This is a genomic window from Paenibacillus sp. JMULE4, from assembly GCF_013337105.1.
In the GTDB taxonomy this organism is placed as follows: Bacteria; Bacillota; Bacilli; order Paenibacillales; family NBRC-103111; genus Paenibacillus_G; species Paenibacillus_G naphthalenovorans.
The window spans coordinates 125,460-140,343 of record NZ_SGWF01000011.1 but is presented as its reverse complement, the minus strand read 5'-3'; the positions used below and the strand labels follow the sequence as shown (position 1 = coordinate 140,343).

General features: G+C 48.2%; 13 protein-coding genes and 1 pseudogene. 3 read left to right on the top strand and 11 right to left on the bottom strand.

Going from position 1 to position 14,884, the window contains the following annotated elements:
- Positions 1-58 precede the first annotated feature (58 nt).
- From EXW96_RS05940 to EXW96_RS05920, 5 genes and pseudogenes are all read right to left on the bottom strand, one after another.
- A complete protein-coding gene (locus tag EXW96_RS05940; RefSeq protein WP_054818982.1) occupies positions 59-421 on the bottom strand; it encodes a DUF779 domain-containing protein in 363 nt (120 codons plus the stop codon).
- Positions 422-434: 13 nt separating this feature from the next.
- A pseudogene (gene adh / locus EXW96_RS05935) lies at positions 435-1,954 on the bottom strand (aldehyde dehydrogenase).
- A gap of 183 nt (positions 1,955-2,137) precedes the next feature.
- Entirely contained in the window at positions 2,138-3,568 is a 1,431-nt protein-coding gene (locus EXW96_RS05930; RefSeq protein WP_174350135.1) for a sigma-54-dependent transcriptional regulator, read from the bottom strand.
- Positions 3,561-4,853: a sensor histidine kinase gene (locus tag EXW96_RS05925; RefSeq protein ID WP_062409290.1), complete on the bottom strand. Its 1,293-nt coding sequence runs from the start codon at positions 4,851-4,853 to the stop codon at positions 3,561-3,563. Before EXW96_RS05925 ends, EXW96_RS05930 begins: the two co-directional genes overlap by 8 nt.
- Positions 4,853-6,013 (bottom strand): iron-containing alcohol dehydrogenase, encoded by a 1,161-nt coding sequence (locus tag EXW96_RS05920; protein ID WP_062409291.1) that lies wholly within the window; start codon positions 6,011-6,013, stop codon positions 4,853-4,855. Before EXW96_RS05920 ends, EXW96_RS05925 begins: the two co-directional genes overlap by 1 nt.
- A gap of 233 nt (positions 6,014-6,246) precedes the next feature.
- Between EXW96_RS05920 and adhP the strand changes: the two genes are divergently transcribed.
- The 3 genes from adhP to EXW96_RS27315 all read left to right on the top strand — a co-directional run bounded on the left by adhP (position 6,247) and on the right by EXW96_RS27315 (position 9,287).
- On the top strand, positions 6,247-7,260 hold the full coding sequence (adhP, locus tag EXW96_RS05915) for an alcohol dehydrogenase AdhP (protein WP_062409292.1): 1,014 nt from the start codon (positions 6,247-6,249) through the stop codon (positions 7,258-7,260).
- 252 nt (positions 7,261-7,512) lie between these two features.
- Positions 7,513-8,325: a sigma-54-dependent Fis family transcriptional regulator gene (locus EXW96_RS27320; protein ID WP_254611262.1), complete on the top strand. Its 813-nt coding sequence runs from the start codon at positions 7,513-7,515 to the stop codon at positions 8,323-8,325.
- A gap of 14 nt (positions 8,326-8,339) precedes the next feature.
- On the top strand, positions 8,340-9,287 hold the full coding sequence (locus tag EXW96_RS27315) for a sigma-54 interaction domain-containing protein (protein ID WP_254611261.1): 948 nt from the start codon (positions 8,340-8,342) through the stop codon (positions 9,285-9,287).
- On the opposite strand, the gene EXW96_RS27310 is transcribed toward EXW96_RS27315, so the two are convergent.
- The 6 genes from EXW96_RS27310 to EXW96_RS05880 all read right to left on the bottom strand — a co-directional run bounded on the left by EXW96_RS27310 (position 9,262) and on the right by EXW96_RS05880 (position 14,851).
- Positions 9,262-9,579, bottom strand: a complete 318-nt coding sequence (locus EXW96_RS27310) for a helix-turn-helix domain-containing protein (protein ID WP_235594349.1) — start codon at positions 9,577-9,579, stop codon at positions 9,262-9,264. The genes EXW96_RS27315 and EXW96_RS27310 overlap by 26 nt on opposite strands.
- A 162-nt stretch (positions 9,580-9,741) precedes the next feature.
- Positions 9,742-10,590, bottom strand: coding sequence for a sugar phosphate isomerase/epimerase family protein (locus EXW96_RS05900; protein ID WP_054818981.1), 849 nt, complete (start codon positions 10,588-10,590; stop codon positions 9,742-9,744).
- A 36-nt stretch (positions 10,591-10,626) separates the two neighbouring features.
- A complete protein-coding gene (locus tag EXW96_RS05895) occupies positions 10,627-11,853 on the bottom strand; it encodes an ROK family transcriptional regulator (RefSeq protein ID WP_174350134.1) in 1,227 nt (408 codons plus the stop codon).
- A 94-nt stretch (positions 11,854-11,947) separates the two neighbouring features.
- Complete coding sequence (locus EXW96_RS05890) at positions 11,948-13,090, bottom strand: Gfo/Idh/MocA family protein (RefSeq protein ID WP_074727109.1); 1,143 nt, start codon at positions 13,088-13,090, stop codon at positions 11,948-11,950.
- Positions 13,091-13,139: 49 nt separating this feature from the next.
- The gene (locus tag EXW96_RS05885; RefSeq protein ID WP_074727108.1) at positions 13,140-13,970 is read right to left on the bottom strand and encodes a carbohydrate ABC transporter permease; all 831 of its coding nucleotides are present in this window, start codon (positions 13,968-13,970) and stop codon (positions 13,140-13,142) included.
- Complete coding sequence (locus EXW96_RS05880) at positions 13,967-14,851, bottom strand: carbohydrate ABC transporter permease (RefSeq protein ID WP_054818997.1); 885 nt, start codon at positions 14,849-14,851, stop codon at positions 13,967-13,969. The genes EXW96_RS05885 and EXW96_RS05880 overlap by 4 nt, the downstream gene beginning before the upstream one ends.
- Positions 14,852-14,884: the final 33 nt, after the last annotated feature.

Here is a 14,884-nt window from a genome sequence, read left to right as displayed (position 1 = left end):
CGTACCCTATTCATTGCCTCAAATGGCCATTAGACTATAGTATTGTATTTACCCCTGCTTATAATTGAAGCGCCTTTAATTCTTCGTCCGTGAAAACGCGGGAGCGTGTCAGGAACCGGCGTCCTTCCGGTCCCTCCAGCGAGAACATGCCTCCCCTGCCGGGAACGACATCAATGATTAACTGCGTAAACTTCCAGTATTCATATTGGGCCCGGCTCATATAAAAGCGAGCTCCGCCGATTTCCCCCAATAACACGTCATATTCGCCGATCAGAAATTCGCCTTCGCGGTAGCACATCGGAGAGCTGCCGTCGCAGCACCCTCCCGATTGATGAAACATGACAGGACCGTATTTGGCTTTCAAAAACTCGATCAGTTCCAGGGCGGCGTCAGTGGCCAGAACTTTTCGGACTTCTTCCATGACGATGACCTTCTTAGAAGAATCCTAAAGCGTCAGGGCTGTAGCTGACAAGCAGGTTTTTCGTCTGCTGGTAATGGGAAAGCATCATTTTGTGCGTTTCACGGCCAATCCCGGAAACCTTGTAGCCCCCGAATGCCGCGTGCGCCGGATAAGCGTGGTAGCAGTTGGTCCATACGCGGCCGGCCTGTATGCCTCTTCCGAAACGGTAAGCTGTATTGATATCGCGGGTCCATACCCCTGCCCCCAGCCCGTACAGGGTGTCATTGGCGATGGATAACGCTTCCTCCTGATCTTTGAACGTCGTTACGGAAACGACCGGCCCGAAAATCTCTTCTTGGAAAATACGCATTTTGTTGTGCCCTTTGAACACGGTCGGCTCAATATAATACCCGCCTTCCAGGTCGCCTTTCAACGACGATCTGTTTCCGCCGATCAGACATTCCGCACCTTCCTGTTTGCCAATGCTGATATAGGACAAAATTTTCTCCACCTGTTCCGAAGATGCCTGAGCTCCGATCATCGTTTCGGTATCGAGCGGATTGCCCTGCTTGATCGCAGCCACGCGCTTTAATGCCCGTTCGATGAACGGTTCGTAAATCGATTCCTGAATCAGGGCGCGGGACGGGCAGGTGCAAATCTCGCCTTGGTTCAGAGCGAACAGCACAAACCCTTCGATAGCCTTATTCAAGAACGCGTCGTCTTTGGCGAAAACGTCTTCAAAAAGAGATTGGGAGACTTGCCGCCCAATTCCAGCGTAACCGGAATAATGTTTTGTGATGCGTATTGCATAATTAAGCGGCCTGTCGTCGTTTCTCCTGTAAAAGCGATCTTGGCGATGCGGTTGTTTGAAGCAAGAGGCTTGCCTGCTTCCAGCCCGAAGCCGTTGACGATATTCAATACTCCTGGAGGCAGCAAATCGCCGATCAGCTCCGCCAGGACCAGGATGGAAGCTGGCGTTTGCTCCGCTGGCTTCAGCACGATGCAGTTGCCCGCAGCGAGCGCCGGCGCAATCTTCCATGTAGCCATCAACAGCGGGAAATTCCATGGGATGATTTGCCCGACGACGCCTAACGGTTCATGGAAATGATAGGCAACCGTATCGCCGTCCACTTCTCCGAGCGTTCCCTCCTGGGCGCGAATGCAGCCCGCAAAATACCGGAAATGGTCGATTGCCAAAGGAAGGTCGGCAGCCAGCGTTTCCCGGACGGGCTTTCCGTTATCCCAGGTTTCGGCTACGGCAAGCTGCTCCAGATTGGCTTCCATGCGGTCGGCGATTTTTTGCAGAATCAAGGCACGCTGGGCCGCCGATGTGCGCCCCCAGGCGTCCTTGGCGGCATGGGCAGCATCCAGCGCCAATTCGATATCTTCCGCTGTCGAACGGGCCACTTCGCAAAAAATCTGGCCTGTTACCGGCGTGATGTTCTCAAAATATTCCCCTTTGACAGGCGCAACCCATTTTCCCCCGATATAATTGTCGTAGCGCTTTTTAAAAGTAACTTTGGAGCCGGCTTGCCCCGGTTGTGCATAAATCATTTGTACAGCCTCCTTTATATCCATTGATTTTTTGACAATAAAAACTAGAGCAAAAGTCGTGCCAATGGAAAATAAACGGCTGTGCCAGCTTTTTTTGTAAGCGCTTATATCGCTTTGCATAGAAATGGAACAGATCGGGTGTTTCATCTTGTTCAAAATAGAACAATCGCATTGAGACTTTCGTTACTTCTCATTTAGAATATATCGGAGCGTCCTCATGGAGATATTTAATTTTTTGCTTAACAACTGCCTGTCTCTATTGGTCTCGGACAATTTTCTTTCAATCACTTTTCTCCCGATTTCCCCTTCCATCTTTCTGATCCTGTCCAATACTTTTTTTAAATGGAGCTGCTCGGCTTGGCTCAGGCCATTGACCAGACTTTGCACAAATTGCTTGGCTTCCCGTTCAATAAAATCTTCGATTTGCCGGTCAATCGGCATGGGGTTGTCGGGATGCTCCGCTCTTTGCAGCAAATATGGCGGAAGATGGTCTGGCTTTAAACACTTGCATTCGTGAATGGCATGCGTCTGATTGAGCACATTGAGGAGCTGTCTCACGTTCCCGGGCCAATCGTACATTTTTAACATCTCCGCTGCATCCGGATCAAGCCGGCACTCGCCTCCATATTTTTTGTCCAGATAGGACTGCGCTATCAACGGAATATCCCCGGGTCTTTCCCGCAACGGAGGAATCGACAATTTCACTCCCTCCAGCCGGTATAAGAGGTCAGCGCGAAATTGTTTGTTTTGGACCTCGGTTTCCAAATTTCGATTGGTGGCCGAGATGAACCGCACATTGCTCTTTTGGATCTCCTCACTGCCCACCCTCATGAACTCTCCCGTCTCTAGCACACGCAGCAATTTTACCTGAATCGAAGTCGGCGCCTCTCCAATCTCATCCAGGAAGAGCGTTCCGTTATTAGCAAGCTCGAAATACCCCTTTCTGGTCCTGATCGCTCCGGAAAACGCCCCTTTTTCATGACCGAACAATTCACTCTCCAGCAGACTTTCCGGCACGGCCCCGCAATTGATGCCGACAAACGGATAAGGGGCTCTCAGACTGGAGCCGTGAATGAATCGGGCCAACAATTCCTTGCCGGTCCCCGTCTCTCCCTCGATCAAAATGTTGATGGCTTTCTTGGCCAGCTTTTCCGCTACGGCTATGACCTTCTGCAGCGGACTTGAATTTGAAAAAATAATTCCGTATTGCGCAGCTTCCATGTTCAGTTTTTCCGTATTGCCGACCGGGTTCAGCAATACGGAATTGATGATGTTTTCCAGGCTTTCCAGGTCATCAAACGGCTTTTCCAAATAGTCTTTGGCCCCCACTTGTAAGGCCAGTACAGCTGATTTGACGGTGCTGTAACCGGTCATGATCATGACTTCGCAGTCGGGGTACCTGGTTTTAATTTTGGCCAACAAATCCAATCCATTGGCATCGGGCAGCTTCAGATCCACAAGAGCCAGATGAAACGGAGACGGATGCCGGTGAAGCAGCTCATCGACCTCCCTTCCTGAATTCGCAATCGTCACGTCACAGCCTTTATCTTCCAGAAAATATCGAAAAAAAGAGGTCACTTCCATTTCATCATCAATGACGAGCACCCTACTCATAGGATTCCCCTCCTTCATTTTCTTGAATCGGCAGCAGAAGGGAAAACTGGGTGTATTCGTTGACCCTGCTGTCTACCAGAAGCTTTCCTCCATGGGACTCGGCAATGCCCAGACTTACGGAAAGTCCCAGACCGGTACCCTTCATGCTTTCCTTCGTTGTGAAAAAAGGATTGAATATTTGAGAGACGTTATCTTCTTCAATGCCGACTCCGTTGTCGCGCACATAGATCGAAACGAATTGCCGGTCCTCCAAATCGACGAGGCATGTTCCAATGATCACTTCCGGATTGCTTTTTCCTTGCACCGCGTCTCTCGCATTCAGAAAAAGGTTAATCAGCACTTGTTCGATTTGATTGCGGCTCCCTCTGACGGCCGGGAGTGTCGGATCGATTTCCTTCTGTATGGAAATACCGGAAACAGCCAGCTGATATCCCACCAGCCCTAATACGTCATCGATCAAGCCGGAGAGGTGCATGGTTTCCAGCTGATATTCTTCCTGTCTTGAGAATGTCAATAAATTTTGTATGATTTTTTTGCTGCGCAGGCCGCACTGGTAAATATCCTCCAGCATTTTGCCCGGACGCCCGTCTTTCATGTCGCGCATCAGCAGCTGGACATTCCCGAGAATGGCGGTTAACGGACTGTTCAATTCATGGGCGATTCCCGCAGCCATCTCTCCCAAAGCGGCCATTTTTGCAGACTGGATCAGCTGCGCTTCAATGTGGACTTTCTCGCTCACGTCTTTAAACAGGAGGATGTTTTCAATGGAGATCCGCACATGCTCTCCCATACGCCTGTAAAGCTCAAGCTCTTCCCGGGGATACTCCACTTTCTCCCGATTCAAAAGAGTAAGAAATCCGTAGATGTTTCCGGCTTGATATTGCAAACAAACGGACGTGCCATGATGATCCGGTATTTCCTTTTTAAGCAGCTTTTTGAATTCTTCAATCGACATGGCCGTCTTCGTCACCATTCGCCTTTTGACAAAACGGCAGGACCAGCCCGCCGCTTCCGGCTCCGAAATATAAAACAGCAGATCGGAATGGTCGAGAAGCGTCAGGACAAACCGGTCGAAAGAAAGAATTTGTGATAATTGGGCGGCCAGATAGCTGCTGACTTCCTCCCATGATTTGTCCACATGGATCTGTGTTAACCGGTTAATGACTTCCAGCTGCTTGTTCTTTTTCTTCATTTCTTCAACGATAGCGTTTAGTTCGCTGTAATAACTTTTTCTTGAAGATTTAATCCCTGTTAACTTGTCGATCAACTCTTGTTTGCCCGACATCAGATGTCACTCCCCAAAGCATGGCGGAACAGCATTTTCACATCCGACACCTTCATATCCCGCGGGTTCGTCGTCATGCAGGCATCATGAACCGCATTATGGCTCATAAAATCGATCTGTTCTTCCTTCAGGTTCAAACCGGACAAAGAATCGGAGATGCCGAGATCGCCGGCCAATTCCTTAACGGCTCCAATCGCCTTTCTGGCGGCCGCAGTCAGGCTGAGGCCTTCGACGTTTTCACCGAAAGCCTCGGAAATGTTTTTGAATTTCTCGGGACAAGAGATCAAATTATACTCCAATACATAAGGCAGCAAAATCGAATTGACCTCCCCGTGCGGCAGATCCAGCAAACCGCCTAATTGATGTGACATGGCATGAACCGCTCCCAAAATCGAGTTGGAAAAAGCGATCCCTGCCTGAAGGCTGGCCATGGCCATCGCTTCTTTCGCTTCGCGATTGTGCTGGCTTGCCACGGAAGGCCGAAGGTAATTGGCAACCAAGCGAATCGCTTGCAATGAATACCCTTCCGTCATCGGGGTAGCCGCCAGAGAGATATAAGATTCAATGGCATGCGATAAAACGTCCATACCCGTATGTGCCGTTAATCGCGCATCTTTCGTCATCAGGGTCTGCGGGTCAATGATAGCAATATCGGGAATCAGCGATTTGGAAATAATGGTCATTTTCACCTTATGTTTGGAATTGCGGATAATGGAGAACTGGGAAACTTCCGATCCCGACCCTGCCGTCGTCGGCACCATGACCATTGGCGGAAGCGGCCTGGTTACCAGATCGACTCCTTCATATTGTTGGATCGTTCCGCTGTTGGTTGCAAGTAAGGCAACGGATTTGGCAGCGTCAATTGCACTTCCTCCCCCGATCCCGACAACCGAATTGCAACCGCTCTCAACATAGGTTCGAACACCTTTTTCCACTTCATAATCCTTGGGGTTGGAGGTGAGTTCCGTCCATAAGCAGTAGTCCAGTTTGCAATCTTTCAAATAGCGGACGGCAAGTTCCACCCAACCGGAATTCAGAACGCCTTTATCGGAGACAACAAAAACCTTTTTCGCTCCCAGTCGAAGTAGGCTTTCCCCGATTTGACTCAGAGCATTCGTACCGAAAATAATTTCCGGTGTCATGAATTTGAAAATACCCATGGCTATTCCTCCTTCATTGCTATTGTACTGTGTAATTTACTTTTTGGTAAACATTTTATAAAAAGCCGAAAAATTGATAGGATAGCCGTTTTTTCGGCTTGACGGCCGAATTTTCGTCATTTCAATGCAAAAAAACATAACGTTTCTGCGTTTTTTAGGATTGGCACGGGTTTTGCGTTTGTATGAAAGTGTTGCATGCAACCCTATAACGTTCATCTTAAAGGAGGATACAAATGAAAGCTGCTATTGTAAATCAATTTCATCAAAAGCTGGAAATCAAGGAAGTGCCGACACCGGAGGTCGGACAAGGGGAAGTACTGGTAAGAATCACGGCTTGCGGAGTTTGCCATACCGACCTGCATGCCGCTCATGGGGATTGGCCCGTGAAACCTAAGCTGCCTTTGATCCCCGGTCATGAAGGCGTTGGCTATGTGGAAAAAGTCGGTCCGGGAGTAAGCTCCCTCAACATCGGGGACAGGGTTGGAATTCCGTGGCTGTTCTCCGCCTGCGGCGAATGTGAGTACTGCTTGACCGGTTGGGAAACGCTATGCAAAAGCCAGTTAAACGGCGGCTATTCGGCCGATGGAGGATACGCGGAATATTGCGTCGCACCCGCCGCCTATGTCGCGAGAATCCCGGACGGCGTATCGGATGAAGAAATTGCCCCGATCCTATGCGCAGGCGTAACCACATATAAAGCCCTGAAGGTTACCGATGCAAAACCGGGAGAATGGGTGGCGATCTATGGCATTGGAGGTCTCGGACATATTGCGCTCCAATATGCGAAGGCGATGGGATTTAACGTCATTGCCGTCGATATCAGCGACGATAAATTGGAACTTGCCAAGCAGTTGGGAGCCGATCTTACCATTAACGGCAAGTCTGTAAATCCTGTAGAAGAAATCGAGAACAAAGTCGGAGGCGCTCATGCCGCCGTGAGCGTGGCCGTCACTCCAAAAGCGTTTGAGCAAGCATACCGTTCCGTAAGACGCGGCGGTACACTGGTGGTCGTCGGTCTTCCGAGCGGCGAGCTGCCGATCCCGATTTTCGATACGGTTCTCAATGGCGTTACAGTAAAAGGTTCGATTGTCGGCACAAGAAAAGACATGCAGGAAGCTTTGGATTTCGCCGCCCGCGGCAAAGTGAAAGCGATCATCGAAACACAGCCTCTGGAAAAGATCAATGAAATTTTTGAACGTATGGAAAAAGGAAACATTAATGGACGGATCGTCTTGACATTCAAATAATGTAAGCGCTTGCCGACGAGTCCATGGTGCCAGAGCCACACAAACACCGTTACGTTATTGGCTTTAGCGGAATCACCATTCCGCTCGGATCCAATGCGTAATGGTGTTTTTTTCCGACGACGGATTCAATTATATCTCTTTTGCGTTAAGCTGTAACATTTTGAAACATTCTTGTTCAAAAGAGCACATCTGAATTTCAAGTATGTTATACTACAATCAATATCTCACAAGTGGTTTGTGGAGGTGTTTACGTTGCCGTCTCTGAAAGCAAGGAAACATTCTGAAGTTGTAGCAACATCTTGGAAGCGCTGTCAGCAATATGGATTGAAACGGACGGATCTTGTGGACGACCAGTTGATGACAGGCAGGCAAATTCATGAAATCCTTCATCAGAATGAAGTTCTGCTCAAGCACGTCTCGCATATATTCGGGAAAATGGAGCTCTTCATCAAACAAGCGAAACAGGCGGCCCTTCTAATCGATGCTCAAGGCAATATCATTTATTCGGTCGGCGACCCCGATTTCTCCAAACGCGCGGCAGCGGTTCAACTCCAGGTAGGGGCCAATTGGGCGGAAAACAGAAAGGGAACCAATGCCATCGGGGTAGCCATTACGGAACGGCTCCCTGTCCGTATCCATGCCGATGAGCATTACTATCAGTTGAATCATTTCCTCACCTGCGCATCGTCGCCTGTGTTCAGTCCGACCGGGGAATTGTTGGGCGTCATCAATTTCAGCAGCAAACAGGAAAATTACAATGCCCACAGCCTGGCTCTCGCCACGATGGCCGCGGATTCGCTGCAGAACCGGCTTCTCATCGAAGATTCCAAGAAGGAGCATCTCATCACTTTAAAGGAACTGGAATTCTCGATGAAAAATAATCCGCTTCCGCTTCTGTCGCTGGATAACGACAACAGAATTATTCGTGCCAACCAAGCCGCTCTCCAGATTATAGGCAAGGATGCCATCGGCAAGGAATTCTCGGGCATCGAGGGCTTTTCCATCGAAACAATCCACGATCATCATCAAAAGGTTTGGCGTTCCATAGCGATTCAAAAAAAGTGATCGGTGTAACTCGCTTGTATACATTCTCCGATATCGCCGGATCGTGCCCCAGCATCATACAGAAAAAAGAACTGGCCTACAAAGCGGCTCTCACCGACTTTCCGGTTCTGCTGCTGGGAGAAAGCGGCACTGGGAAAGAATTGTTTGCGCAATCCATTCATACGGCCAGCTTACGTTCGAATCAACCCTTCATAGCCGTGAATTGCAGCGCAATACCCGACAACCTGGTGGAAAGCGAATTGTTCGGTTATGAGCGGGGCGCTTTTACGGGGGCCAATCGGGAAGGAAATACGGGGAAATTCGAGGCGGCTCATAAGGGAACGATTTTTTTGGATGAAATCGGCGACATGTCTCTGCGCGCACAGGCGGCTCTGCTCAGGGTTTTGCAGGAACGGACCATCACCCCCGTCGGAAGCGCCAGAAGCAAGTCCATCGATATAAGAATCATCGCGGCAACCCATCGAAACTTACAAAATGAAATCAAGGAAGGACGGTTTCGCGCCGATCTTTATTACCGCTTGAAAGGCATTCAAATTACATTGCCTTCCCTTCGTGAAAGAAGCGATATCGTCGAGCTTGCCAAACATTTGCTGCAAAGCCATAACTATCCGAACGCTTATTTGTCGGAAGCAGCGGAAAACTTGCTCCTGCGGCATGCCTGGCCCGGAAACATCCGCGAATTAAACAGCGCCCTTATGCAAGCCGCTTTTCTGGCCGAGGGAGGGCCCATACTTCCCGAACATCTGCAGATTGCAGACGATTGTCAAAGCGGACCGGAGGCTCAGGCTGCCGATGATGCCGTCCCGTCGCTTCAAGAGGCGGAAATCGAGGCCATCAAAAAGGCGCTGCATGCAACGGGCTGGAATTTAAGCAAGGCTGCGGCCCTTTTGAAAATAGGAAGAACGACCTTGTACAGAAAAATTGAAGAATACAATATTACATGCCTGAGAAGCTCCCGGTGATCCGATCCCGGCTATGCACGGTTGTCCCAGCATGCGGTCGGAGGGGCTTGAACCCTCGCCGCCGTCCCCCTCCAGAAAGCGGCTTTGTATGAATTTCAAACCACATCACATTCGAGATATGGTTGCGCACGGTCTTCTCACTGATAAACAGTTGCTGCGCGATATCTTTCGTCGTTTTATCCTGCACCAGTAGTTCAAACACTTCTCGTTCGCGATTGGTTAGCAAAAATTTACTTTTATTATTGTCGTTGCCCTTCAATGTCACCCCTCCTTGCCCGGGTTTTGGTATCATTACAAGGTCTAGGGATACAGTCAAATTCAGTTTATGTAGGACAGCATAGCGTGGTGATTGGCTGGGGAAAAATGGGCTCTTAACGGCTTTCGCTGCGCCGAGGCAAAAAAAATCCATGGCGGCGATCCATGGATTTTGGGGCTGATGATCCGATACGGCCGATTATGCAGACGCCGTTCCCGTAATTTTTTGGACTATACGTTTCATCTCTTGAATGGAACGTTCGGTATACAAATCGAACACTTCGCTGGAACCGGTCTTCGATGCCGCTAAATACGGATTAGCGACCGGCGGCAAAAATTCCATTGTAATCGGTCCTTGGTAGTTCAGCTCAATCAATGTTCTTATCACAGGCTCGAAATCGGTCTGTCCCATGCCTGCGGCTTCACGGGTATTATCGGCGATATGAACATGAACGAGGTACGGAGCGATGGTCTTCAAGGCTTGAACATGGCTGCGTTCCTCAATATTCATATGGAACAAATCGGCCATGATCTTCACGCTGTCCACGTTAACTTCCTTGGCTAAGGCTAACGCTGTTTCCAGGTTATTCACAAGATAGGTTTCAAACCGGTTCAATGCTTCAATCGCCAGATTGATTTGTTTGGAGGCAGCATACTCGCCCGCTTCTTTCAGGCTGTTTACCGCATTGGCCCATTCCTCGCTGCTCGTCGTCTCCGGACGGCTCTTGCCTACCGGGGACGGTACGACGATGACATGGGCAGCTCCCAGGCTGCTGGCCATGTCTACGCAATCCTTCACATATTGAACCGCTTTTTGGCGGACTTCCGGTCTGGAAGACGAAAGGTCGCGCTCCGCCGTATAAATGCCGCAAATGGAAGTACAGATCAGACCGTACTGCTTCAGCAGCCGTTTGGTATGCTCGATATCGATGGAATAAGGTTCTCCGGCAAGTTCTACACCATCGTATCCGTATTTTTGCAGCCTTTTCAGGCTGGCTTCTATTCCTTCATCTCCAAAAATCCATTGCGTAGCGCTATAACGAAACATACGCTTTCCTCCCGAACAGCATAAATTTAGTAGTCACTACCAGCTTTTCATCCTCAAATCAAGAAGGGTATCCGATTTTTCAATGCTGTTGATGATCAGCTGATCGATCGTCATAAATGCGCCGCCTACGAGTCCTGCGGCCTTTCCCAAATTAGACTTGTTAATTAACAAATTGCGCGTAGACAGAGGCAGGGATCGCTGATAAACTCCTTGTCTGATCGCGGCCAGCAAAATATCGCCGATCTCCGCAACTCCCCCGCCAATCGAAATCAGGGAAGGGTTCGCAAAGTTAACCAGTGAAGAGATCACTTGGCCTATCAGGGCGCCGCTCTCGCGAATCAATTCAACAGACGCGGAGTCAAAGCTGTGAATTCCCATGCGTACATCCTTGATGGTGATCTCGCCATTGGATTTCAATCTTTCCAACAAAAACTCGCTTTTGCCGGCCAAAGCCATATCCTTGGCTTTGGCGGCAATGGCTTTACCGCCCGCCAGGGCCTCCAGACAGCCGCGGTTGCCGCACCAGCAGACGACATCTTTGCCGACATCGATATGGCCGATATCGCCCGCACTGCCGCTTACACCACGATAAAGCTTGCCGTCATAAATGATTCCGGCGCCGATCCCTGTCCCTATTTTAATGTAAATCAAATTGTCTACTTCAAACTGCAAGCCTTTGGCATATTCCCCAACGGCCATGATGTTCACATCATTGTCAACATAGCAAGGGCAATCAAAATGCCGGGACCAGAAATCTCTGATCGGGTATCGATCCCATCCCGGCATAATCGGCGGAGAGACAGGAAGACCGGAGGCAAACTCGACCGGTCCCGGTATTCCGATGCCGATGCCTTTGATTTCGCTTTTTCCGATTTGAGCCTTGTCCAGAATCTCGCTGACGATGCTGTGAATATAGGATAGAACTTTCTCCGGACCCTCGCCGATATCTACCGGGGCGCCATGAGAGACGAGAATATTGCAGTCAAAATCAGTAATCCCCACACGTACGGCACTTGTGCCTAGTTCAATGGATATGATATATCCGGCATGTTGATTGATAGAGTACAGCTTGGGCTTTCTGCCGCCGCTGGAATTGCCAATATTGGAAATTTGAATTAATTTTTCATTCATCAACCGTTCGACATGTTCAGATACTGCGGAAACGGATAAACCGGTAGCCGCCGCAATATCCGTTTTGGACAAAGGCTGCTTAGCTCTTCTTATGATTTGCAGTACATGGGCGGTCATCGAGAGCAATTTCATGGATTACACCACTTTCTCTAAAATAAATAACCTTATCTAGTCCATAATATAACACCCCCGGGACGATGAGAAGGCATGACTTCAATCTTTTTGACTATTCCGCCAAACTTACCCATCTTTTTTCTCTATGACTTTTCAATATGGCATCGATTAATCTCATGATCCGGTGTCCATCGGAGAAGGTGGCAAATGAACTTTCATGATCCCGGTTTCGCACTTTTTGATAAAAATCGATGCACAGATTTTTCAAACCGTCGGGCCAGCCTTCTTGATGGCCTCCCGGATAATGGGCTAATGATACGGATTTGGGTGATAATAAATCCGGATCCCTGAGCCATTCTTCGTTGGAATGGTCGCGTTTTCCTACCCACAGCCGGTTGGGGTTCTCCTGATCCCATGCAAACGAAGACCGTTCCGCGGAAATTTCAAAATACAATCGGTTTTTTCTTCCTGCCGTCACCTGGGATACCGTAAATACGCCCTGAACGCCATCTTCAAAGTGAACCAGCACGCTTCCGTAATCCTCTGTCGTGATTTTCACTTCTTCTCTTTCCACATCATTGGACGATTCGAATGTATTAACTTTCCCTTTCGGTTTTTTCCGGATCGGATGCACGATCTTCAGGTCGGCAAAGACTTCGGTAATTTTTTTGTTTAATACATATTGAACGGTGTCGCACCAATGGGAACCGATATCCGCGATCGCACGGGAAGGACCGTTTTTATCTTCCTCAAGCCTCCAGCTGTAATCCGTATCGTTGCTTAACCAATCTTGAATATAGCCGCCGTAAACGAGATTCGGTTTTCCGTTGCTTCCGGATTCCAGCATCTCTTTGACTTGAGAAACCATAGGATAATGTCTGTAATTGAACGAAACCCCGCTAACCACTCCGCTTTCCCCGGCAAGCCTCAGCAATTCTCCAGATTGTTCGCTGTTTACGGCCAGCGGCTTTTCCGATAAGAGATGTTTGCCGGCAAGGAGCACCTTTTTATTGATTTCAAAATGCAAGGAATTGGGGGTGCAATTATGAACGGCTTGTACCTCCGGATCCCGAATCAACTCGTCCGCATCTCCATATGCCTTGGGTATGCACATTTTTTTGGAGAACTCTATACTTTTTTCCTTTGAACTGGAAGATATGGCGATAACCTCCACAAAAGGAATTCTTCTTAATGCTTCGATATGAGCCATCGCAGAAAAGCCCGTCCCTATGATTCCTACTTTTATTCTCTCCATCTTACCCTCCAAAACGCGCTTAATATCTATCTGCTTATTGTCGTAACCATTACCCTTTTACAGCTCCCATAGTAAGTCCGCTGACCATTTTACGCTGCAAGACTAACGTGATGATGGCGATAGGGACAATAATCATCGTTCCCGCTGCCGCAATTTGTCCCCATAATACACTTACCGGCGTTGCATATTCATTGAGTCCTACAGGGGCCGTACGAACATTCGGGCCTGACAAAATATTGGCGAACAAAAACTCGTTCCAGGCAAAGATAAACGACAACAATCCAGCTGATACAAGCCCAGGGCCGATAATAGGGAAAATGACTCTGAAAAATGCAGTAAATCGGTTACAGCCATCCACCAGCGCAGATTCTTCGATTTCTCCCGGCACGTCCTTGAAAAAGCCGTACAGCAGCCAAGTCACGAGCGGAAGATTCATAAATGTATACATTAAGATCAATGCCGTATACGTATCTAGCATATTCATGTTGGAAAACAACAAATAGATAGGCAGTACCGATACAATCGGGGGAACGATTCTTAAAGTCAAAATCCACGTTAAGATGTCTTTGGCTCCCTTGATGTTATACCTTGCGAACGGGTAGGCAATGCCGCTTCCCAGGATGACCGCCAACACGGTGGAGAAAACCGAAACATACAAACTGTTCCAAAGGTACTTTTGAAAATCCCTTTCAAATAAAACAGTTTGGTAATTATCATAAGTAACGGTAAAAATCCATTTCGGAATCGCCGTAAATGCATCGTTTTGGCTTTTTAAAGAAGTGAGAAACATCCAAGCGATAGGAAATATAAAAACAATCGTAGCAATAATGACTATGAGATATAGCAGTAACGTAAACGATTTACTTTTGGATTCGCTCATGACTTGCCCTCCACATTAAACAAATCAACCTTCCGCAAGAACAACATCAGCAGGGTCACGACCAGGATCAGCATGACCACGGATAGTGCCGCGCCATAACCAAAATCGAGGAATTTAAAGCCCTTGTCGTACACAATCCAGCTTAAGGTTGAAGTTACATTGATCGGTCCGCCTTTGGTCATCATATAAATGGTATCGTAAATCCGGAATGCATCAATCGTTCTTAACAACAGTGCTATATATATAATCTTGGACAACAGCGGAATGGTGACATAGAAGAAGGTTTGCGATGCCGTTGCCCCGTCTATTTTAGCCGCTTCATAAGGATCACTCGGTATACCTTTAAGTCCGGCAAGCAGGATAATCATCATAAATGGCGTCCACTGCCAGACATCCGTCAAGATCAAAGCCGGTAAAGCCAGCTGGGGATCGGAAAGCCAGGATATCCTTGAAAAACCAAGACTTTCAGCAAAATAATTAAATACGCCATACTGATCGTTCATCATAAAACGGAACATGAGCCCTACAATCGTAGGCGCCATAGCGATGGGAAGCAAGATCAGCGATTGAAATATCTTCTGCCCTTTGCCAAGCTGGTGCAAAACGATGGACAAAAACAAACCAATAAAAAACTCCAGTGAAACCGTACTAAGAACAAAAATAATTGTAATTTTCAGAGAATTCCAGAAACTTTGATCCTGAAACACTTGGATATAATTACTCAGCCCGACGAATGGTTTCTCTATACTGATCGGACTATATTCCTGAAAACTGATCTTAAACAGGAAAATTGTAGGATATATAGCAAATAACAGCAGGAGTATCATTCCGGGGGCCATGACCAAATAAGGACCGCTCCGGCTTAACTTAAATTTGTTCATCTCCAACTCTCCCGATTGCATAATTGAGGGGGA